Source organism: Candidatus Spongiihabitans sp., from assembly GCF_965237845.1.
GTDB lineage: Bacteria > Pseudomonadota > Gammaproteobacteria > Arenicellales > Poriferihabitantaceae > Spongiihabitans.
This window is the reverse complement of the sequence record NZ_OZ250154.1, coordinates 2,364,811-2,386,848: the sequence shown is the minus strand read 5'-3', so window position 1 is coordinate 2,386,848 and position 22,038 is coordinate 2,364,811. Positions and strand designations below refer to the sequence as shown.

Annotated in this window: 25 protein-coding genes; 20 read left to right on the top strand and 5 right to left on the bottom strand. The window is 49.1% G+C overall.

Going from position 1 to position 22,038, the window contains the following annotated elements; translation table 11 throughout:
* Positions 1–163 precede the first annotated feature (163 nt).
* From ACPXXB_RS11365 to ACPXXB_RS11340, 6 genes are all read left to right on the top strand, one after another.
* On the top strand, positions 164–751 hold the full coding sequence (locus ACPXXB_RS11365; RefSeq protein WP_423907510.1) for a hypothetical protein: 588 nt from the start codon (positions 164–166) through the stop codon (positions 749–751).
* Positions 752–1,272: 521 nt separating this feature from the next.
* Complete coding sequence (locus ACPXXB_RS11360) at positions 1,273–2,142, top strand: hypothetical protein (protein WP_423907508.1); 870 nt, start codon at positions 1,273–1,275, stop codon at positions 2,140–2,142.
* 85 nt (positions 2,143–2,227) lie between these two features.
* Positions 2,228–2,644 (top strand): DUF805 domain-containing protein, encoded by a 417-nt coding sequence (locus ACPXXB_RS11355; RefSeq protein WP_423907506.1) that lies wholly within the window; start codon positions 2,228–2,230, stop codon positions 2,642–2,644.
* Between the two features lie 63 nt (positions 2,645–2,707).
* Complete coding sequence (locus tag ACPXXB_RS11350) at positions 2,708–3,118, top strand: hypothetical protein (RefSeq protein WP_423907504.1); 411 nt, start codon at positions 2,708–2,710, stop codon at positions 3,116–3,118.
* A gap of 60 nt (positions 3,119–3,178) precedes the next feature.
* Positions 3,179–4,066, top strand: a complete 888-nt coding sequence (locus ACPXXB_RS11345) for a hypothetical protein (protein ID WP_423907503.1) — start codon at positions 3,179–3,181, stop codon at positions 4,064–4,066.
* Between the two features lie 510 nt (positions 4,067–4,576).
* A complete protein-coding gene (locus tag ACPXXB_RS11340; RefSeq protein ID WP_423907502.1) occupies positions 4,577–5,251 on the top strand; it encodes a hypothetical protein in 675 nt (224 codons plus the stop codon).
* Positions 5,252–5,274: 23 nt separating this feature from the next.
* Here ACPXXB_RS11340 and ACPXXB_RS11335 read toward each other — a convergent pair whose 3' ends face one another.
* Positions 5,275–5,556, bottom strand: coding sequence for a hypothetical protein (locus ACPXXB_RS11335; protein ID WP_423907500.1), 282 nt, complete (start codon positions 5,554–5,556; stop codon positions 5,275–5,277).
* Here ACPXXB_RS11335 and ACPXXB_RS11330 point away from each other — a divergent pair.
* The 12 genes from ACPXXB_RS11330 (at position 5,546) to ACPXXB_RS11275 (ending at position 14,856) form a co-directional block, all read left to right on the top strand.
* The gene (locus tag ACPXXB_RS11330; RefSeq protein ID WP_423907498.1) at positions 5,546–5,839 is read left to right on the top strand and encodes a hypothetical protein; all 294 of its coding nucleotides are present in this window, start codon (positions 5,546–5,548) and stop codon (positions 5,837–5,839) included. The two genes, ACPXXB_RS11335 and ACPXXB_RS11330, sit on opposite strands and share 11 nt — an antisense overlap.
* Entirely contained in the window at positions 5,839–6,858 is a 1,020-nt protein-coding gene (locus ACPXXB_RS11325; RefSeq protein WP_423907496.1) for a calcium-binding protein, read from the top strand. The genes ACPXXB_RS11330 and ACPXXB_RS11325 overlap by 1 nt, the downstream gene beginning before the upstream one ends.
* Positions 6,859–6,876: 18 nt before the next feature.
* Positions 6,877–7,593, top strand: coding sequence for a calcium-binding protein (locus ACPXXB_RS11320; protein ID WP_423907495.1), 717 nt, complete (start codon positions 6,877–6,879; stop codon positions 7,591–7,593).
* 264 nt (positions 7,594–7,857) lie between these two features.
* Entirely contained in the window at positions 7,858–8,673 is an 816-nt protein-coding gene (panB, locus tag ACPXXB_RS11315) for a 3-methyl-2-oxobutanoate hydroxymethyltransferase (RefSeq protein ID WP_423907493.1), read from the top strand.
* A gap of 257 nt (positions 8,674–8,930) precedes the next feature.
* Entirely contained in the window at positions 8,931–9,662 is a 732-nt protein-coding gene (bamC, locus tag ACPXXB_RS11310) for an outer membrane protein assembly factor BamC (RefSeq protein ID WP_423907492.1), read from the top strand.
* Positions 9,663–9,820: 158 nt separating this feature from the next.
* On the top strand, positions 9,821–10,915 hold the full coding sequence (locus ACPXXB_RS11305; RefSeq protein ID WP_423907491.1) for an ABC transporter ATP-binding protein: 1,095 nt from the start codon (positions 9,821–9,823) through the stop codon (positions 10,913–10,915).
* 84 nt (positions 10,916–10,999) lie between these two features.
* A complete protein-coding gene (locus ACPXXB_RS11300) occupies positions 11,000–12,094 on the top strand; it encodes an ABC transporter substrate-binding protein (protein ID WP_423907489.1) in 1,095 nt (364 codons plus the stop codon).
* 13 nt (positions 12,095–12,107) lie between these two features.
* Positions 12,108–12,329 (top strand): hypothetical protein, encoded by a 222-nt coding sequence (locus tag ACPXXB_RS11295; protein WP_423907487.1) that lies wholly within the window; start codon positions 12,108–12,110, stop codon positions 12,327–12,329.
* 7 nt (positions 12,330–12,336) lie between these two features.
* Positions 12,337–12,480, top strand: coding sequence for a hypothetical protein (locus ACPXXB_RS11290; RefSeq protein ID WP_423907485.1), 144 nt, complete (start codon positions 12,337–12,339; stop codon positions 12,478–12,480).
* A gap of 33 nt (positions 12,481–12,513) precedes the next feature.
* Positions 12,514–12,723 carry a hypothetical protein gene (locus tag ACPXXB_RS11285; RefSeq protein ID WP_423907483.1) on the top strand — a complete coding sequence of 70 codons (210 nt, stop codon included), beginning with the start codon at positions 12,514–12,516 and terminating at the stop codon, positions 12,721–12,723.
* Entirely contained in the window at positions 12,720–13,979 is a 1,260-nt protein-coding gene (locus ACPXXB_RS11280) for an ABC transporter permease (RefSeq protein ID WP_423907482.1), read from the top strand. Before ACPXXB_RS11285 ends, ACPXXB_RS11280 begins: the two co-directional genes overlap by 4 nt.
* A gap of 25 nt (positions 13,980–14,004) precedes the next feature.
* Positions 14,005–14,856: an ABC transporter permease gene (locus tag ACPXXB_RS11275; RefSeq protein ID WP_423907480.1), complete on the top strand. Its 852-nt coding sequence runs from the start codon at positions 14,005–14,007 to the stop codon at positions 14,854–14,856.
* On the opposite strand, the gene ACPXXB_RS11270 is transcribed toward ACPXXB_RS11275, so the two are convergent.
* Together ACPXXB_RS11270 and thrC are read right to left on the bottom strand one after the other, a co-directional pair.
* Positions 14,843–15,745, bottom strand: coding sequence for a hypothetical protein (locus tag ACPXXB_RS11270; RefSeq protein WP_423907478.1), 903 nt, complete (start codon positions 15,743–15,745; stop codon positions 14,843–14,845). The genes ACPXXB_RS11275 and ACPXXB_RS11270 overlap by 14 nt on opposite strands.
* The gene (gene thrC / locus ACPXXB_RS11265; RefSeq protein ID WP_423907476.1) at positions 15,735–17,159 is read right to left on the bottom strand and encodes a threonine synthase; all 1,425 of its coding nucleotides are present in this window, start codon (positions 17,157–17,159) and stop codon (positions 15,735–15,737) included. The genes ACPXXB_RS11270 and thrC overlap by 11 nt, the downstream gene beginning before the upstream one ends.
* Positions 17,160–17,252: 93 nt before the next feature.
* On the opposite strand from thrC, the gene ACPXXB_RS11260 reads away from it, so the two are divergent.
* Complete coding sequence (locus ACPXXB_RS11260; RefSeq protein ID WP_423907475.1) at positions 17,253–18,896, top strand: fatty acid--CoA ligase; 1,644 nt, start codon at positions 17,253–17,255, stop codon at positions 18,894–18,896.
* Positions 18,897–19,030: 134 nt separating this feature from the next.
* On the opposite strand, the gene rluD is transcribed toward ACPXXB_RS11260, so the two are convergent.
* Positions 19,031–19,942, bottom strand: coding sequence for a 23S rRNA pseudouridine(1911/1915/1917) synthase RluD (gene rluD / locus ACPXXB_RS11255; protein ID WP_423907473.1), 912 nt, complete (start codon positions 19,940–19,942; stop codon positions 19,031–19,033).
* Between the two features lie 200 nt (positions 19,943–20,142).
* On the opposite strand from rluD, the gene ACPXXB_RS11250 reads away from it, so the two are divergent.
* Positions 20,143–21,090: an outer membrane protein assembly factor BamD gene (locus ACPXXB_RS11250; protein ID WP_423907471.1), complete on the top strand. Its 948-nt coding sequence runs from the start codon at positions 20,143–20,145 to the stop codon at positions 21,088–21,090.
* 61 nt (positions 21,091–21,151) lie between these two features.
* On the opposite strand, the gene ACPXXB_RS11245 is transcribed toward ACPXXB_RS11250, so the two are convergent.
* Positions 21,152–22,036, bottom strand: coding sequence for a phosphoribosylaminoimidazolesuccinocarboxamide synthase (locus ACPXXB_RS11245; protein ID WP_423907469.1), 885 nt, complete (start codon positions 22,034–22,036; stop codon positions 21,152–21,154).
* Positions 22,037–22,038: the final 2 nt, after the last annotated feature.

Below are 22,038 nucleotides of genomic sequence, written 5' to 3'. Positions count from 1 at the left end.
TACAGCAACAACTTATGGCGGTGGTTACAATGACGGCAGTGACAGTGGCAGTAGTGGCGATAGCGATAGCGACTCCGGTGGCAGTGATCCTGATGGTCCAGATCCGAGCAGGGGCTTTGGTGGCGGCGGAGGTGGAGGAAATGGCGGCAGCGGCAAGCCGATTGTGCTGGACTTGGACGGAGACGGGGTGGAGTTGATGTCGCTGGACGAGTCGTCGGCGTTTTACGACATCAACGGGGACGGCTATCTCTACAACCTCGGCTGGGCTGGTTATGACTCGGAGCGTGGCGCCATTTATCTGACAACGGGGGGAGTTGGAGTTAGGTATGATTCTCAGCTTAATACTGAGGATATTTTCCACCATGAGTTTTCCAGTTTTCTGTTGCATGGCTATGCGCATCTGTTCCCCAAAGCGGAATGGCTGGCGCTCAATCCGAGCGATTTTCAGTATGACATAGGGCATACTGATGATGGCGACTCCCCCTTTGTCCCGGAAGATGGCGAATTTTATTATCAGCGATGTCTGCCCGGACCGCATGCGATGACGTATTGGGAGAATGATGTCAACACTTTTGCGATGCAGTTGTTCTGGGCGCGCGCCACGCTCGTGGGAGTGCGAGAACGGCCGCTACCGTTCGACGATTATCCCTGCTTGCAGAAAAAACTTGATTTGCTGGCGGCGTTTTACCGCCGCATTCATCCGATGTTCACGGCGGAATATTTCGCCAACGAACAAATAACCAACAACTAACCAACAACCATCAACCGGAGAAAAACCATGCATTCTTTTTTTGGACGCGGCCCGAAGGGCAGCAAGCATAGAGACGAGGAATTAGCAAACGTGAATTTGGCATAAGTCCGGTTCGTTTTTGTATCCGGGCGGCGTTTTCGCCGCCCTTTTTTTGCCTCGACACGATGAATTCGCCATAGTAAATAAAGCGAAAATAATGGATAAAATGTGACAAAGGTCACGCCTATTATTTTTGAAGTTAACGTAAAATGAGCACGAGAAAAGCGGTAAGTGGTAGATGAATTGGAGAAGGCTTGCAGAAAAATGAAGGAAATTTATAAAAAATGGCAGTGGTTTGTAAGTTTGGTCAGGTGTTTTTTAATGATGCAAAGGTCTCTTTAACTTTAATTCCGCGGATGAAATAAAATGACTGCGCAAACTGTAAATTCAAGCAAAGGCAGAAGCCGCGGTTTCCGCTATAAGGCAATCCGCTAGTTGGATTGCCTACCGAATTGCCAATTCAACGCGCCCGCAAACTGAGAATGATGAAAATGACTGAAGTGCCGACAACCAAAGAAAACAAAATCCGGCGGTGGTTCGCCGCCCGATTGGAAACGCGCATTGACCGGCTGTGGCTTGCCGCCATACTGCTGTGCGCATCGCCGGTCCATGCGCAGGACGAACTTCCCGACATCGTCACGGACGAACGCACCGGCGTGCGCATCGTTTTTTACGATTTCAGCAAACACGAAAACGACATGAAAAGCCGATGGAGAAACGGCGTTGTGGAAGTTGTGCCCGCCAAGCGGAAAAACCGGCGCTATTATAAACGCTATGCGAAGCGTGCGCTGAAGCAATACCCACTAGAGCTCATCAAAAAGTATCTGCGCACCCTTTACATCGTGGAAGAAATTAAGCTGATCTTCGGCTCCCTGTCTATAGAGCCGGAGGGCACATATGACTCGGAGCGTGGCGCCATTTATCTGACGACGGGGGGAGTTAGGTATGATTCTCAGCTTAATACTGAGGATATTTTCCACCACGAGTTTTCCAGTTTTCTGTTGCATGGCTATGCGCATCTGTTCCCCAAAGCGGAATGGCTGGCGCTCAATCCGAGCGATTTTCAGTATAAAAGCAATGTTACTGGAAGTGGCAAGCCCCCCTTTGTCCCGGAAGAACCCGAATTTTATTTTCAGCGATGTGTGCCCGGACCGCATGCGGCATCTTCTTGGGAGAATGACATCAACACTTTTGCGATGCAGTTGTTTCGGGCGCGCGCCACGCCCATGGGGTGGCGAGAACTGCCGCTACCGATCGACGAGTATCCCTGCCTGCAGAAAAAACTTGATTTGCTGGCGGCGTTTTACCGCCGCATTCATCCGATGTTCACGGCGGAATATTTCGCCTTGTGAGGTTCTGGATAATTGAAATGTGCTACTTTAATATTTCGCTTGTTTTAATGATTTTGAACTTTTAACGCACATTGAAGTAACTGATATGAATTTTGCACAATCTATTAAAACCTGCTTCAGCAAATACGCCACTTTCACGGGGCGGGCATCGCGCAGTGAATTTTGGTGGTTTATATTATTTCTTGCTCTGGTTAATGCATTGGCATCTGTTCTTGAGTGCTATGCGCTTGACCAGTGCGATATTTCGGATGGTGTTTTGAGTTGGCTGTGGATTTTTGCAACAATGCTACCTTCTCTTGCGGTCGGTGTCCGCCGCTTGCACGACATTGGGGTAAGCGGTTGGTGGCAATTGCTGGCGATTCCGTCCTGGATTCTGCTTTTCATTCCATTGGATACTGGATTATCTTGGGCATTCTTATTCTTCTTTCTGCTTACGCTGGCCACTTGGATTCCGCTAATTATTATGTGGTGTTTTCGTAGCGAGACGAATCCAGCAACCTGAATTTTTTCGTTTTAATTTTTATTTTTTCAATCACAACAGTCCGATTGGGCAGGAGTATTAGTTATGCATACTGACGACCATGAAAAAGACCAAGATAAGCGTGATGATCGTTCTATTTTTGGCATACTTGGAGATGATCTTCGCGATATGCGTGATGCTATCAAGGACAATTTTCAAACTCCTGATTTCGCTGCTGGTAAAATAGCAGACAAAGTTGTCGGACGTTTTAATAAGCCTCTTGGAAAAATCGTGCAGGGGGCGGTGATTGTTTCGAGTATGTTTAAAGAAACAGAGCCGCATGTGATGGGAGTTTTTTCGCATTTGGCAACCAAAGATGCTGCCGCAAACAGTCCGGGCACCGACAAACACAACGATAATCGGTATTCCCCCGGCGACCTGACTGATCCGGACAACCCCGATGATGTTGATACGGTTAAAATATTCTCTACACTGCCGCTCGTTTGGATTATTTGAGGCAATCCGCTAGTTGGATTGCCTGCCGAATTGCCAATTCAACGCGCCCGCAAACTGAGAATGATGAAAATGACCGAAGTGCCGACAACCAAAGCAAACAAAATCGGGCGGTGGTTCGCCGCCCGATTGGAAACGCGCATTGACCGACTGTGGCTTGTCGCTGTAATGCTGTGCGCATCGTCGGTCCATGCGCAGGACGAACTTCCCGACATCGTCACGGACGAACGCACCGGCGTGCGCATCGTTTTTTACGATTTCAGCAAACACGAAAACGACATGAAAAGCCGATGGAGAAACGGCGTTGTGGAAGTTGTGCCCGCCAAGCGGAAAAACCGGCACTATTATAAACGCTATGCGAAGCGTGCGCTGAAGCAATACCCGCTGGAGCTCATCAAAAAGTATCTGCGCACCCTTTACATCGTGGAAGAAATTAAGCTGATCTTCGGCTCCCTGTCTATAGAGCCGGAGGGCATATATGACTTGGAGCGTGGCGCCATTTATCTGACAACGGGGGGGGCTAGGTATGATTCTCAGCTTAATACTGAGGATATTTTCCACCATGAGTTTTCCAGTTTTCTGTTGCATGGCTATGCGTATCTGTTCCCCAAAGCGGAATGGCTGGCGCTCAATCCGAGCGATTTTCAGTATGACATAGGGCATACTGATGATGGCGACTCCCCCTTTGTCCCGGAAGATGGCGAATTTTATTTTCAACGGTGTCTGCCCGGACCGCATGCGATGACGTCTTGGGAGAATGACATCAACACTTTTGCGATGCAGTTGTTCTGGGCGCGCGCCACGCTCGTGGGAGTGCGAGAACGGCCGCTACCGTTCGACGATTATCCCTGCTTGCAGAAAAAACTTGATTTGCTGGCGGCGTTTTACCGCCGCATTCATCCGATGTTCACGGCGGAATATTTCGCCAACGAACAAATAACCAACAACTAACCCTCAACCAGAGAAAAACCATGCGTAATTTATTTAGAGGCCCGAAGGGCGGCAAGCATAGAGACGAGGAATTAGCAAACGTGAATTTGGCATAAGTCCGGTTCGCTTTTGTATCCGGGCGGCGTTTTCGCCGCCCTTTTTTTGCCTCGACACGATGAATTCGCCATAGTAAATAAAGCGAAAATAATGGATGAAATGTGGCAAAGGTCACACCTATTATTTTTCAGGTTAACGTAAAATGAGCGCGAGAAAAGCGGTAAGTGGTGATGAATTGAAGAAGGCTTGCAGAAAAATGAAGGAAATTTATAAAAAATGGCAGCGGTTTGTAAGTTTGGTCAGGTGTTTTTTAATGATGCAAAGGTCTCTTTAACTTTAATTCCGCGGATGAAATAAAATGACTGCGCAAACTGTAAATTCAAGCAAAGGCAGAAGCCGCGGTTTCCGCGATAAGGCAATCCGCCAGTTGGATTGCCTGCCGAATTGCCAATTCAACGCGCCCGCAAACTGAGAATGATGAAAATGACCGAATCACCGACAACCAAAGAAAACAAAACCGGTATCGGTAATTGGCTTGCCGGGTGGTTTGCTACGCAATATAGCGAACGTGTTGACTGGCTTTGGTTTGGCAGTATGTTGCTGGTGATTGGGGGGACGGCAATTAAATTTGGTCCCGGTTATGTGCCTTTGTTTGTTGCGTTGAAGGGGGTGTTGTTTGTTCGATTCTTTCAAAAGGAAATTAGCAAGTTGCCATTGCCGATAGTAATTACTGGTAAACCCGAGCCAGTAAAATCCAAACTCAATCTTTGGCTAATAGGCATTTTTAATGTAGCGCTGTTGTCACTATATTGGATTATTAGGGACTATGCATGGGCCCCGTATGCATGTGCAATTGGTTCTATTATTTTAACAAATATCTTTTTTGTTATACCATTTGTTATGTTTCCTCGGGATGCATATGCTGGACTTATCAATATGCGAATGGGTAATTGGCATTTTGCGATGATTGTTTTGGCATGGACTGGCATGGCATGGTTGTTTTTTCGGTATGATTTGGGTTATGCGAATATGAATAATTTGTCTCACCAAGATGGGCGGCTTATTATGGTTTATCCACTTTTATTACTTTTTACCTTTTACTTTCTTTCAATAGTTCCTTATGTAATCCTTCGGAGGAGAAAACCATGAGCGCGGCATCAATCGGTAGATCACTAATTTCTGGCACGTTTAGGTAGTACTTTAGCGAGCAGGATAGGTGTCAACTCAGTAACTGGCGCAATCTCGTCGCAGTTTTCATCAGCATCAACCGAAGCCAAAGTTGCGGGACTTGCGGTTGGTATCGGTGTGGCGTTAGGAGTAGGTACACTCGCCGTACCTGCACTAGCAGCAATTGGAATCACAAGTGCATTAGCCGTAGGATTAACCGGATTTGTAATTTCTACTACTACCAGTTTTATAGCAACCCTTGTAACAGAAAAGGCAGTGGATTCCATACTCGGACAAAGCGATACCGAATCCGGCGGATTTGACAACCCGTATGGCGACAACCCTGACGATTTTGACAGTGCAAACGCGGTTGACAGCCCTAGCGGTGACCCTGCCGTTGACAGTGAACAAAATAACGACAACGACGGCGGCGGCGGCGGTCCGCCTGGCGACGGCACGGATGGCAGAGGCGGTGGTCCTGGAAGTGGTCCGGGGGCGCTCCTGGAGGCACAGGCGGCGGCGGCGGCAAGCCGATTGTGCTGGACTTGGACGGCGATGGGGTGGAGTTGATGTCGCTGGACGAGTCGTCGGCGTTTTACGACATCAACGGGGACGGCTATCTCTACAATCTCGGCTGGGCTGGCGCCGATGACGGCTTGCTGGCGTACGACAAGGACGGCGACAACAACATCACCGCGCGCGATGAGATTTCGTTTGTGGATTATGTGGAAGGCGCGCGCACTGATTTGGAAGGGCTGCGGCATTTTGACAGCAACGCCGATGGCGTGTTGGATTCCAAAGACGCCGAGTTTACCAAGTTCAAGGTGTGGCAGGACGGCGAGGTGGACGCCGGCGAGTTGCGCTCGCTGACCGATGCCGGCGATGACGCATTTTCCGGAGGCGAGGGCTGGTACACCGTGGTGTTCACGGACGATGTTGCGCACGATGTGGATATGAAAGCGTGCGAAGTGGAGCGCGTGTTTGGCGGTGATGGCAACGACCATTTTCACACCAGCGGCAGCGATGCGATCACCGCTTACGGCGGCGGCGGGGACGATGCGATCCATGGGTCGGCGGGAGAAGACATTCTTGCGGGCGGCGCGGGCGCGGACAAGTTGTATGGCGGCGCAGGGTCCGACAGGTATGTGTTTGATCGCGGCGATGGTCGGGACCGGATTTTTGATGATTTTCGCCCTACGCGGACTTACAGCGCGCGCGAGTCGTACACTTACACAAAGCGGGTGCGTTATGAATCCGGTGGGCAGGGGGGCGGCTACTATTACCGCGATGAGACTCGAACCGGATACCGTACGGTTTCCAGGCGGCGGGTCGTGCAGGAGGACGCGGGCCTGGATGTGCTGGAGTTCGGCGGCGGCATCACGATGGCCGACTTGGTGGTGCAACGAAGCGGCAACGACTTGCTGGTTGGCGTAAAAGCCAAGGACGCGGCGGCGGTCACGGAGTTGTCCGGCTTGCCCGATGTTGTGCGCATCAAAGACTACGCCAACAGCAACAACAAAGTGGAAGAGTTGGCGTTTTTCGGCGGCGTGCGCGTATCGCTGTCGGATGTGGTTCGGATAGAGAATTAGGCGAACGAGAAGAACCGCGTGGAGCGCGTTGTGTTTTCCGATGGCGCGCGGCTTGGGATTGCGGAGATGATGGCGTGGTTCGGCGTGGTTCGGCGTGGTGCGGGGCGGGGCGGGGCGGCGGTTGATGTGGGCGAGGCGGTGGCGGAAGGTCTTGCGGGAACCCCCGTCGTGATAGCAAAAGCGTCTTCGGGAAACCTTATTGTGGGCACCAATTCGGATGATCGCCTGGTTGGCGGAAACGGAAACGATACAATCTACGGCGGAAGCGGTTTCGACTTCATCAACGGTGGTTCGGGCGAGGATGTGATCACCGGCGGAAGCGGGGATGACAGATTGTATGGAGGGGCGGGGAGCGACACATACTATTTTCAGGGGGACAGCGGGAGCGACGCGGTGCGCGAGGAAGGAGGGGCGAATGACCGGATTGTGTTCGGCGCGGGCACGGGGCGGGAAAATATATGGCTGTTCCGGAGCGGGGATGATTTGACCATAAGCATTCTCGGCGCGGAAGCCGAGTTGGTGGTGGAGGAGCAGTTTTCCGGCACGCCGTCCGGCCGGGTCGAGTCGTTCGAGTTGTCGGACGGCAGCCGCTTGGACTGGAGCAATACGAATGCATTGATTCATGCCATGACGGCATTTGGCAAACCGGAAGATGGCTTATCAGGTTTATCAACTCAAGACAGGGAAAGCGTGCAGTCTGCGTTAAATGCGGCTTGGGTTACAACGAGTGTTTGATTAGTTCTGACAACAGGAATATCCCGCGCCCGGTTGCGATACAAAAATTACGCCATCAAACCACGCCGTCGTGGTGTTCAGCCATCATCGAGTCGGCACCGTGGGACCGGGATAACAGGCATCCAGATTGAGCAGGCGAATAGCAATCGACTGCCGATTGAATATCGGGGCTATAATCGCAACGCTGATAATGCTCAAAAGAGGGGCTTGCTGGAATGCAATATAATGTAGCATTATACAATGTGCGCCAAAAGGTAAGTATTCATGTCAATTCAATCTCAATCCCGCCCGGATATCACCATAAACACTCTGGCACAAATGAAACGCGCCGGGGAAAAGTTTGTTTGTCTTACCGCCTATGACTATTGCAGTGCACATGCGGCCAGTACGGCTGGAATCGAAGTGCTGTTAGTCGGAGATTCGTTGGGCATGGTGATTCAGGGGCATGACAGCAGCCTACCAGTCACCATCGAAGATATTGCCTACCATGTTCGTTGTGCCAAACAAGGCAACAAAGGCTCGTTGCTCGCCGCCGATTTGCCTTTTATGAGTTATTATTCTGAAACCGCAAGCCTGAAAAGCGCGGCAATACTGATGCGTGAAGGCGCGCAAATGGTCAAGCTGGAAGGCGGAGCCTGGCTAGCGGAGACCACACGGCTGTTAACTGAACGGGGTATTCCGGTTTGCGCGCATATGGGGCTGACACCGCAATCCATCAATCATCTTGGCGGGTATCGGGTGCAAGGCCGGGACCCGGAGCAGGGCCAGGCGATTATCGATGAAGCTAAAATTTTACAACAGGCGGGCGCCAGCGTCATTTTGATTGAGTGTGTCCCTGAGACGCTTGGCGTGGCATTAACGAACAGCCTTGATGTCCCGGTGATAGGGATTGGCGCTGGTGCAGGAACAGATGGCCAAATACTGGTTTGGCATGATTTGCTGGGCCTGTATCCGGGAAAGACGGCAAAATTTGTGAAGAATTTTCTTGAGGGAAACAAATTCGGAATTCAAGGTGCGCTGGCAGAGTATGTAACGCAGGTTAAACAAGGCAAATTTCCTGACCCTGAACACAGTTACTAATCATTAAATAAGGAAGCGCTGAATTAATCAGGGTTTCCTTAAGTTATCCTTAATGCCTGCCAGTTCCGCCGAGGGTTTGGTGTATTTCCTCAAATTGCGCTAATTTCCTATAATTTATCAAGAATATTGCTGTAAACAGTAACTTTAAGTGGGACTATCCGCCGATATATGCTAGATTCCAGACTGCTTTGGTGCTTACAATTTTGGATATAAAAAAAGTGATTCTCCGAATTTTATTTTTAACAATCTTCTGCATATTGAGCGCATCCTGCTCATCCACAGGAGATAAATCTTCAAGCAAATCCACAACCTCGTCTCAAGACAAGACAGAAAGCGCTCGGAGTCCTGAAAATATTGATCCGGAAGCCAATCAGACGAAGTTAAGTAAATCGTCTAAAGTAACCAGATCAGAATTGGCCAGAGCAAAAACGGCTAAATCTCTTGAACTGCCGCCAGATTTGGTGGGTAGTTCGAATGCCAAGGTGCAAGCAAATGCTGATCCGTTTTCTGAACTCAGAGTGCTGCCAGAAGTTATCGGCGCCAGAATACATAAGCAGGACGAAAAAACCTGGTTGGAAATTGATACCGATGTCGAATCGGCATGGAAGACCATCAGTGAATACTGGGTAACTAACGGCGTAAGCCTGGTTGACTATAACCCCGAAGCGGGTACGATGGAGACTGAATGGATTAAACGGGAAATCGCATTGGGTGAAGAGGGCTCGGTGGTTAAGCAGCTATTCAAGAGCTTGTTGCAAGCCACGATCAACCGCAATACTTCGCTCGACAAATATCGCCTTAGATTTGAAAGAGTATCACCCAATAAAACAGCAATGTTTGTAAGCCACCGGGTTACTGCGAGAAAAGCCATTGAGTCCAGTAAAGAGGTAACCGTATTTGAGTGGGTGGAGTTGCCCTCAAACCCGGAGCGGATCGCTGACTTCCTGCAAAATATCATTTTGATATTCGACCAATCCGCGCCAGCGTGAAAACGGTTTTTTATAAGCCAACAAACCAGGAAAAAATTCAACCTAAATGCAACTTATGGAGAAATTTCGCATAGGATGCTCCTTGGTGGTGTATGCTATCATAAAAGTAATGCTATAATAAACAGCGTTTCATAAACTAAACTCATCAGAAAATCTTTATGTCCAGTGATAGCCCTTTGGTTCGCTTTGTCGACATTCAAAAAAGTTATGATGGAGAAATTCTGGTCGTAAAAAGCCTTAATCTGGATGTGGCAGAAGGCGAATTTCTCACCATGTTAGGCCCATCAGGTTCTGGAAAAACGACTTGCTTAATGATGCTCGCTGGATTTGAGCCGGCAACACACGGCGAGATTTATCTCAAGGATCAGAGCATCAACAACGTTGCCCCGCACAAGCGTGGCATCGGCATGGTGTTCCAGAATTATGCGTTGTTTCCGCACATGACGGTGGCTGAAAATCTGGCGTTCCCCCTTGAAGTGAGGAAAATGGACAAAAGCGAGCGCGAGGCCAAGGTCAAGCGGGCGCTGGACATGGTGCAACTCGGTCCCTTCGGCGACCGCCGGCCGGCGCAATTATCCGGTGGGCAGCAACAGCGGGTGGCAGTGGCGAGGTCGCTGGTTTTTGACCCCGACTTGGTGCTGATGGACGAGCCCCTTGGCGCGCTCGATAAAAACCTGCGCGAACAAATGCAGTATGAAATCAAGCATATTCACGAAAATCTCGGTCTGACCGTGGTCTATGTGACCCATGACCAAAGCGAAGCCCTGACCATGTCAAACCGCGTTGCCGTGTTTGACGATGGCGTCATTCAACAATGCGCGCCGCCGGAGGTATTGTATGAACAACCTGTCAATGCGTTTTGCGCCAACTTTATTGGCGAGAACAATCGTCTGCTCGGCAAGGTTATAGAAGACTTTGGCGATAGTGTTAAAGTCGAAATTGATAGTGGTGGCGAAATCCACGCCAAGAAAATCAATGTCGGAGGGGTTGGCGAAAGATCAACTTTGTCGTTACGCCCGGAGCGGGTTGTGGTCGCACCGCAGGCAGGCTCCTTGCCCAATGAGTTTAGTGCCAAAGCCGAAGAACTAATTTATCTTGGTGACCATATCAGGACCAGGTTCACCGTTTGTGGTCATGATGACTTTATTGTAAAGATTCCAAATTCAGCCGCCCATGCCAGTCTTCAAGAAGGGGATACGGTTAAAATCGGCTGGAATATGGAAGATTGTCGTGCTCTCGATCCGTCAGATTGATAGTTGATTGGCATTGTAAGTCGGCACGACAAAATTTTTGTGATTTTTTATATCTAGAACAACATAATGAGAGGAGAATTCCTAATGAACAAAATTTTAAAACAAACCCTACTGGCGACGGTGATATTTGGTTTGGTATCTGCGGCACATGCAGACACCGAATTAATCGTCGTGTCCTGGGGCGGTGCATATACCGCAAGCCAGCAAAAGGCGTACCACGAGCCTTATATGGCGGCTAATCCCGGCATCAAAATCATCAACGACGATTCCGCCAACGAGGCGTTGTCAAAACTGCGCGCGATGCAGGAATCTGGCAATGTTACTTGGGATTTGGTTGATGCCGTGGCAGCGACTGCAATTACGGCTTGCGATGAAGGCTTGGCGGTTGAAATCAATCACGATAATGACTTGGCCAAGGCTCCCGACGGCACCTCAGCGAGCCAGGACTTTGGCGATTTGATTGTGTCTCCGTGCTTTATTCCACAAATCGTGTATTCAACCACTTTTGGCTATCGCACCGACAAAGTCGGCAACAATCCGCCGACCAGCATCAATGATGTGTTTGACCTGAAAAAATATCCGGGCAAGCGTGCGTTGGAGAAAAGGCCGATCAATAATCTGGAATGGGCATTGATCGCCGATGGCGTGCCGATTGGGAAGGTTTATGAAGTGCTCGGCACCGAAGCAGGCGTGAAACGCGCATTGGCAAAACTTGATACCATCAAAGACCAAGTTATCTGGTGGGAGAAAGGCGCGCAAACCCCGCAGCTTCTCGCCGACGGCGAAGTGGTGATGGGCTCAACTTACAACGGCAGATTGTTCTCGGCGATTGTGGAAGAGAAACAACCGATTGCCATGTTGTGGGATTGGCAGGCGTTTGACCTTGATGGCTGGATTGTGCCTAAGGGCGGCAAGAACGAAGCCGAGGTGATGAAGTATCTGAAGTTCGCCACCGATACGCAACGGCTTGCTGACCAGGCAAAATATATTTCCTATGGTCCGGCGCGCGCTTCCTCAGCTCCGCTGGTCGGTAAACACGAGGCTTTGGGCATCGAAATGGCTCCGCATATGCCGACCGACCCGAACAATGCAACGAACACATTAATCTATGATTATGAGTTCTGGGCCGACAACACGGATGATTTAACCGAGCTGTTCAATGTTTGGTTGGCGCAGTAGATTGATTGAATAGGTGCCGAACGAAGTGGATGAAGAAAAAACATCGCGCAAAATAGAATTCTCCGAAGAAGCGCTACGACGTGGCGCCAACACTTCGGGAGTGATTCTCATGGGTGCCGGCATTATCGGGGCATTAATCGACCCGAAGCCCGCGATGCACGAACTTTATCTCGCTTTGCTCGGTCTCTTGTTTTATTTGGGTAGCACCTTTTACTATCGGGAAACCAAAACGTGAGGCGGTGATGAGTAGTTTTTTTATACTGTGGTGGTTTTTGGCAATTTCCATACTGGGGTCTATATTTTTCGCCGCTTGGTGGAACGAGCGGCATGGCCTTGATGAACGCGGTAATCCGATTAAGCCGCAACCACCAGGCATCGGCGGTTAATCGCCAAGGGTATGTATTCAAGGGCACGTATTAATGAGTCCGACACCTGTTTTGGCTATTATCTCGGTGCTGATGATCGGGGTGCTGATGTACGGCCACTGGCGGAAACCGTCGGCGACCAGAGCAACGGCTATCGCCAACAGTGAAGCCAGCCCCACCAGCGTACAGCGTTATGCTTGTGGGTTGCCGAGTCCGCTTTGTATGGTGAGGAAAAAGAACAAGCAGCCGAACAAGCAACCATGACCTCCACCACCACTCTGCCATTAGTCACCGCCGACGGCATACCGCTGAAAGTCAGTCTCGCTCGCGCTCAGCGGCGCGGCAAATTAAAAGCCATCGGGCTGGTTGTTCCTTTGTTTCTGTTTATCGCGGTCACGTTTTTTATCCCGATCCTCGATATGCTGTTTCGCAGCGTCGAAAACCAGCGGGTTGGCGAAGTCATGCATCGCACCGTGCCGTTGCTGAATAATTGGGACGAGCAAAGCGGTGAATTACCCGACGAAGAAGTGTTCGCCGCCTTGGCGGAAGATTTTATCGAGGCGAATAAAACCAAAGCGGGAGGGAAGGTAGGTCGCCGGTTGAACTATGAAAAACCGGGATTCGCTGGCTTGTTCAGAAAAGCCACGCGCAAATCAGGCAGTTTGGAAGCGCCGTACCAGCAGGCTTTTATCGATATTGATAAAAAATGGGGCGATGTTGAAAACTGGAAAGTCTTCAAGCGCGAGAGCGCCCCATACACCATTTCCTATTATCTGGCAGCGGTGGACATGGGCTATGGCGAAACGGGAGACATAGTACGAAACGATCCGAACAGACAAATCTATCTCAAACTGTTTTGGCGCACGATGTGGATGAGCTTGTTAATCACCTTTTTGTGTTTGATTCTTGCCTATCCAATCTCTTATTTGCTGGCTGTGCTGCCGACCGCAAAAAGCAACCTGCTGATAATTTTGGTTTTACTGCCATTTTGGACCTCATTGCTGGTCCGAACCACAGCATGGATTGCATTATTGCAGCAAGAGGGTGTAATAAACGATATCCTTGTGTGGCTGGGCGTCGTTGCAACTGATAATCGCCTGGCGATGATACACAACCGCACAGGAACCATAGTTGCTATGGTGCATATTTTGCTGCCGTTTATGGTATTACCCTTATATAGTGTAATGAAAACCATCCCCCCAAGTTATATGCGTGCGGCAAAATCTCTGGGCGCGACCCCGTTCACTGCTTTTGTCAGAATTTATATGCCCAACACGGTAGCAGGAATTGGCGCTGGCGCAATATTGGTATTCATACTGGCAATTGGTTATTACATTACGCCTGCGCTGGTTGGAGGACAAAGCGGAACGCTGATCAGCAATTTTATCGCGTTTCACATGTCGAGCTCCTTGAACTGGGGTCTGGCGGCAGCGTTGGGTGCGATATTGCTTGCTGTCGTATTAGTACTGTATTTTCTATATGACAGAATTGTCGGAATCGACAACATGAAACTCGGATAACTGGGAACTCGGATAACTGGAAACTATGGCACTACCGGCTTACACCACACCACTGGAAAGAATCTGGCACTATACCTATCTTTTTATTTGCGGGCTGATTTTCTTCTTCTTGATTGCGCCCATTGTGGTGGTGATGCCGCTTTCGTTTAATGCAGTGCCGTTCTTCACTTTTACTGAAGAAATGCTGAGATTCGATCCCGCCGGCTATTCATTGAAGTGGTATGAAGACTTTTTTACCAATTTAAACTGGCAAGGCGCGGTAAATAATAGTTTTGTCATCGCTGTTTTTGCCACGCTGATTTCAACGACTTTAGGCACCATCGCGGCATTGGGGCTCAGCCGCGAAGACATGCCCTATAAATCGGTGGTAATGGGCATTTTAATTTCGCCCATGATTGTGCCCTTGATTATATCTGCGGCGGGCATGTATTTTTTCTATACCAAGATCGGATTGTCTTCAACCCATTTAGGCGTCATATTAGCGCATGCCGCACTAGGCACGCCATTCGTCGTCATCACCGTGACTGCAACATTGGTCGGGTTCGACCATAGTTTGATTCGTGCTGCCGCCACATTGGGGGCCTCGCCAGTCACAACATTTTTCAAGATTATTGTGCCATTAATTTTGCCCGGCGTAATTTCAGGGGGACTATTTGCATTTATTACTTCATTTGATGAAGTCGTGGTCGTGTTATTCGTTGGCAGCTACGAACAACGCACGATACCGTGGCAGATGTTCTCTGGGATTCGAGAGCAAATCAGTCCAACCATTCTCGCTGTGGCAACTTTATTGGTAATCGTATCCATTCTGTTGCTGTTTTCCGTGGAATTGCTAAGACGCCGAGGCGAAAGACTTCGAGGCATCACTCCTCATTAAGTTTAAAGTTGATTTGGTGAACAAAATTCGCCTGCAATAATTCATGGTTATCCGGCCACCACATATTTTCAGGCGGCTGACTAAAATTTTTTTTCAAAAATGAATCTGATATGCCATGCTCTTTGAACAATGCAATATCTTTAGCCTGCTCTTGGTCGATATCGAAGTGTGGATACACGGTAAAGGCTTGATATTGATGAAACCCCAATTTGGCATTTGTGCCTAATGCCCTATGGACACCAGCGCCAAATGCCGTAGTACAGGCTGACGCGCATGTTTCCAAGCTGTAGGTGTTCAATTTATTTTCCCTGATTATTTTCGCCAAGCCCCTGCCCGACGAAATTTTTCCGCCCTTGCTATCGAGAATAATTCCGGTAACTGCTGGATGTTGCCGAAGAAATTCTGAAACCCGCCGGGTTATTCCAGATTGCATTGGCCCGCGCAAGTGCAATAGCGTCCCCTCTTTTACCAAATCCAAGGTATATTTTGGTGCAATTTCAAAGCTTTTGGGAGGCAGCAGGCTGCGTTTGTATCCCAACACAGATTGATAGCTTGAGAAGGTCAATGCCAAGGTCGCCACAATGCTCATCACCACGACCGCCTGAGCGGCGATGATCCAGATACGGTTAATATTAGAGTCGATGGAATTATCGCAGGCCCTGACAACCCCGACGATTTGCCAAGGATAGATAATCAAGCGCACGACGATTGAGAATATTGCGACAGAATATGAAACTGTCAGTTGGTCTAATAGATAGGGTGGCAGAAAGAATCGCTCGAGGAATGCAAGAACGATATAGAGAAAGAGAAAGTTTATCCAGAACGATATGGGTAGTGATAACTTGCCTTTCCAATGTTGGCGAACATAGTCTATAACACTAAACTTCATGAATACGCGCAAAACAGTCGATTCTTGTTTTAATGGATTCAAGGTTGTTATCGACATTCTCGACTTTTTCTTCCATGTTCATTAAATCCCTCAGACGGGCTGGAAGCGTAACATCGATGCCGGTCGCCAGTTTGATTGCTTGCGGAAATTTTGCTGGATGCGCGGTGCCGATCGCCACTGTGGGCAGCGATGGATCAAGCCCATTTTTGGCCGTGTTTTCAGCCGAATTTTTGGCGGCGGAAACCCCAATGATAGAATGTGGGTCGATAATCTCCCCGGTGGACTTGTAGATTTGGTTAATATCTGTTTTGATTTGTTTGTCATCCATTCGGTATGCGCCAAAGCTTTGCTGTGCTTTTTGCAGCAGGCTGTTGTCAATCGTGAATTTACCGGACTCATTAAAAGATGCCATAATGTGGTTTAGCTGATCGCTGTCATGCGCCAGCAGTTCAAACAAATAGCGCTCAAAATTACTCGATATTTGAATATCCATGCTTGGCGACAGAGTAGGGGTCACACCGGTTTTTTCCATCACACCGGTTTCGAAAAAACGGGTCAATATATCATTTTGATTTGAGCCAATAATCAGTTTACGAATGGGCAGTCCCATCTGCTTTGCGACATAGCCGGCCAGCACGTTGCCAAAGTTACCCGTTGGCACCGAGAAATTTATCTCTCGATCTGGCGCGCCAAGGACTAACGCTGCCTTGAAGTAATAGACAACCTGGGCGGCAATCCTCGCCCAGTTAATTGAATTGACCGCGCTTAAGGAATGACGTTGCCGAAATTCAGAATCATTGAACAGTGCTTTTACCAGATTTTGGCAGTCATCAAATGTGCCCTCCACGGCAAGATTATGAATATTTTCACCCTGAACGGTGGTCATTTGTCTTCTTTGTACTTCGGATACCCGGCCTCGCGGGTGCAGCATAAACAGATTCACTGCCGACAAACCTCTAAGCCCGGCGATGGCGGCGGAGCCGGTATCGCCAGAAGTGGCGCCTACAATTGTGCAAGAACACCTGTTTTTTTTGAGAAAATATTGAAAGAATTGTCCCAGCATTTGTAGCGCATAATCCTTGAACGCCAGGGTAGGGCCATGAAACAGCTCCATAAAAAACAGCTTATCGTCGAGCTGCTTCAATGGTACGATGGCGTCGTGAGAAAAATTTCCATATGCATTGGACACCAATCGGCCAAGCTCCTCGGAGGCAACCGATTGACCCACGAACAGACCGATAATGGCGGTGGCCAGTTCGGGGTAATTTTTATTTTGCAGGGCGCGGATCTCGTCGATGCTCAAACAAGGCCACTTATCAGGAATGTATAGCCCGCCATCGCTGGCAAGACCGGCCAGCGTTGCATTCTCAAAATCCAGATTCGGGGCTTGCCCCCGAGTGCTAATATATTTCAAGGAGGCTTCTCATTTTATAAAGGCAGGATTTTATCATTCAGCAAACGTGCTTACGAAAAATATATTCATATAGGATCAACTAGGATCAAAGAAATGGTTAATACCCCTGAGGCTGCTTCGGCCTACCGCTACCCGCTGCTTATCAAACAAATTCTTCTTACGCCGTTGGCAAATGCGCCGCATCAGGAAATCGTTAGCAGTGATGTCAGGCGTTATGATTATTGTGCATTTTACCAGAGAATCTGTGGTCTCGCGCGCAGTCTGTCATCTCTGGGCGTGGCTATGGGCGATACTGTTGCGGTGATGGATTGGGATAGCCATCGTTATCTGGAATGTTTTTTTGCGGTGCCAATGATGGGCGCAATATTGCATATGGTGAACATCAGGCTGTCGCCGCAACAGATTCTTTACACAATCAATCACGCCGAAGATGACATTATTCTCGTGCATACGGATTTTGTACCCATCATCGATCAGATATCGGAGCGGTTTGAGCGACCGATTAAATTAGTTTTGCTGGAGGATGGCTCGGATACGCCAAATCTGCCATCAGGTTATGTTGCTGAGTACGAATCCCGGCTGAGTGCATCAGACGTCGGGTTTGATTTTCAGGATTTTGACGAGAACACTACGGCAACAACATTTTACACGACCGGCACCACCGGCGACCCAAAAGGGGTCGCCTATAGTCATCGTCAGTTGGTCTTGCACACCCTTGGACTGATTGCGGCGTTTTCCACAGCGTCTGGAAATAATCGCTTCCATAAGGAAGATGTCTATATGCCGATGACCCCGATGTTCCATGTTCATGGCTGGGGCATGCCCTATGCTGCAACCATGATGGGTGTTAAGCAGGTTTATCCCGGTCGCTATGATCCGGCAAAATTACTGGGCATGATCGAAAGCGAACAAGTAACATTTTCCCATTGTGTGCCGACAATATTGCAAATGCTGCTTTCCGCCGCGCAAGCGCGCAACACGGACTTGTCAAGATTGAAGATCATTATCGGCGGCAGCGCGCTGTCCGAGGGATTAGGCAAGACAGCCCTGGATTTCGGTATCGAAGTTTTTGCCGCTTACGGATTGTCGGAAACCTGTCCGGTAATAACGATAGCAGATTTATCCGCACCTGTTTGTGAGCGCGGGTCGGATGAGGATATTGCACGACGTCGTAAGCCCGGTAAACCTTGCGCCCTGGTCGAAGTGCGGGTGGTTAATCAGGACATGAACGATATTCCCCGAGACGGCAAAACCAGCGGAGAAATTGTTGTTCGCGCACCGTGGCTAACCCAAACTTACATCAAAAACCCTGAGGCTACACAAGCACTGTGGCGTGGCGGGTATCTGCATACCGGCGATGTCGGTCGCTTCGATGAAACCGGTTCGCTGCTGATAACCGATCGCATAAAAGATGTCATCAAATCCGGAGGCGAGTGGCTGTCTTCACTCGACCTTGAAAACATCGTATCGCGTTGCCATGGTGTGCGGGAAGTGGCCGCCATTGGCATACCCGATGAGCACTGGGGCGAGCGCCCGATGCTGATTGTCGCCCAAGTTGCCGATGCAAAATCGAACATCACCGCCGAACAAATACGAGAGGCGATTCGAGTCCATGTGGATAGCGGCGAGTTGCCCAAATGGGCACTGCCTGAGCGAGTGGAGTTTGTTGACCAGATCGACAAAACCAGCGTGGGCAAGCTGGACAAGAAGGTATTGCGCGCGCGTTACGCGCAGTAGTTTGCCCTGTTTGCGGAATTGACTGGCGTGGTTGATCGGCACCCTTTGATTGATGCGGCAAAAGGAATATCGGGCGAATTCGGCGCGCTATCCGGAATGGGTTTGTGCATCTTCTTTAAGCAGTTTCACAAGCGTTACCATATCCTCCGGTGGTTTTGCCGCCAGGTTTTTTGTTCGCCGCTGTGGGGATGAATAAGCGACAATTTTTGTGCGTGAAGCGCCTGGCGTTGAAATCCCTGTAACGATTGAATCAGGTTTTCCGATGCCGCCGGCGGCGGTCGATATCTATGACCGTAGCGCTTGTCTCCGACAATAGGATGACCACGCCAACTCAGATGTACGCGAATTTGATGGGTGCGGCCGGTTTCCAGATTTGCCTGTAGTAGGCAATGGTTGCGGAATTTCCTCAATATCCGGGTATGGGTTATTGCCGGTTTGCCGGATTTTGTTACGCTCATGCGCAGTCGGTCATTTCGATGCCGCCCAATCGGCTGATCGATGGTTTCTCCGGAAATCATAATGCCATTGACCAGAGCCAGATACTCTCTATGCATCTCCCGATTGCTGAGTTGTTCAATGAGATGCTGTCTTGCTTGTTCGGTTTTGGCGACCACCATGAGTCCCGTGGTATTTTTATCCAGGCGATGGACAATGCCGGCTCGAGGCAGGAATGCAGAATCAGCATGATGGCGCAAAATCCCGTTAAGCAGGGTGTTGTCCTGATTGCCGGCGCCGGGATGAACCACCAGTCCGGCTGGTTTATTGATTACCATCAAATGGTCATCTTCATCAATGATGTCCAGGTCAATGTCTTGGGCGGGCCATTGGCTGGGCTGTGGAGACGGCACCGTAAATTCGAGTATCTCGGTGCCGCAGAGCTTCAGTTTTGGTTTTGTGATTTCGCCGTCAACCAGCACCAATCCTTGTTTTATCCATTGCTGTATTGTTCCGCGGGAATGTTCGACAAGTAATTCTGTCAGTGCTTTATCGACCCGCACGCCTTCCATTTCCGCTGGAATTTGAAGAAAAAAGTGCACCTTCTTCATTGTATTTTTGGATGTGGCGCAAGTGATGGTTTATTTAAGGCATGTATTTTCATATAGGCGCCCTATCTAAGCATATTATGAAAAAGGGTATGATTCAGAATCCGACATTTAGCGAATAAATTATGGCACAATAGGCGCCTGGAATATTTGCGTCCAGGTACTCAATAATTAATTCTATTCTACGTTATATCAACAATTTCATGCTGAATACATTGAGTCGCGGTCACGCTCAGTACGATGGCCGGCGTGGCCAGCGCGTTGCCAAGCAACCTGTAATGTATCGTATTGTGGTGATGCTGATCGCAGGTGTGCTGGTGTCAGGCTGTTCATCATTCAAAAAAGAAAAAGAAGATGAGGCTGAATCTGCGGAACAGCTATACGAAATCGCTAAACAGCAGATGTCTAAAAAGAATTGGCAGACTGCATTGGACACGCTTAGAAAATTGGAGGCAAAATATTCCTACGGCGTATACGCCGAGCAGGCCCAGCTCGATACTATCTACATTTACTATCGGAGCGAACAAAGCGGTCTTGCTATTGCGGCGGCAGATCGATTTATAAAATTACATCCGACCCACCAAGCCGTTGATTATGCATATTACTTAAAAGGCCTGGCGAGTTTTAGTGAAAATAAATCACTATTCGGTGCGCTCACAGGCCGGAATGATTTGAGCGATCGTGATGCAACCACTATCCGCAATGCCATGGCTGCATTTAAGGCGTTGTATGCCTTATTTCCAGACAGCCAATATGCACCAGATGCCAGGATACGGGCTGGAAATTTGCTGGAAGCCCTGGCTAGAAATGAAATTGCCGTGGCTAATTACTACTATACTCGAAAGGCGTATGTCGCCGTAGTGAATCGGGCAAAGGGGATAATCGAAAACTATTCGACCACGCTGGTGGTTGAGCAGGCTCTGGCGCTATTAATGTTCAGCTACGAAAATATGGGGTTCGACGATTTAGCCGGCGATGCGCGCAGGGTGCTGGCGCTAAATTTTCCGGATAGCGGGTATCTGAATCAAACCACTGAGACGGTTAAATTTTTCAACAAATACAGCCCAAAATCCGACAAACCCAGAAAACAAAAGAAAGGATGGTTTTCGTCCGTGTTTAATTGGTCGAAGACCGACAAGTCTGCCAGTTAATCGCTGCCGCTTGGAGTGTGCTTGCTCAGTCAGAGCGTCTAATCATCAAATAATCCGGGGACTATTGGGTTAACACTCGCTCTGCTTCAGTATATTTTTCTGCTGTTTTGAGCACTATTTCATCGGGTAGATCGGGGCCGGGCGGTGTTTTATCCCAATCCAGGGTCTCAAGATAATCCCGTACATATTGTTTGTCATAACTAGGCGGACTGATGCCCGGTTGATATTGGTTCGCGGGCCAGAATCTTGACGAATCCGGAGTCAACACCTCGTCTATTAGATGCAAAGTATTGTTTTCATCGATGCCGAATTCAAATTTCGTATCGGCGATGATAATACCCCGATGTTTGGCATAAGCCGCGGCTTCGGAATAAATTTTCAAACTGAGGCTTCTTACCTGCTCAGCCATGGATTGTCCAAGCAGATCAATGGTTTGCGCATAACTGATATTCTCATCGTGATGTCCGGCTTCGGCTTTGGTTGAAGGCGTAAAAATCGCTTCCGGTAATTGCTCAGCCTGTTGCAGGTTTTGTGGCAAGGGTATAGCGCATACGCCGCCGGTGCGCTGATACTCTTTCCATCCCGAGCCGATTAAATACCCTCTGACAATTGCCTCAACAGGCAAAGGCGTTAACTTTTTAACCACAATGGCGCGCGCTCCCAAGGCCTCGCGCTGACCACGGTCGGGCACGATTTCCGCCAAACATCGGTCGCTTAGATGATTGGGCAATAGATTCCGGGTGCGGTTAAACCAGAAATTCGCAACTCGGGTCAGCACTTCTCCCTTGCCCGGAATAGGTTGGGGAAGGATGACATCGAATGCCGAAAGTCGATCGCTGGCAACAATCAGCAAATGGTGAGCATCAACAGCATATATATCTCGAACTTTGCCTCGATGCGTCATTTCTAAATGACTGAGATCAGACTGGAATAATGCTTGACTCATAA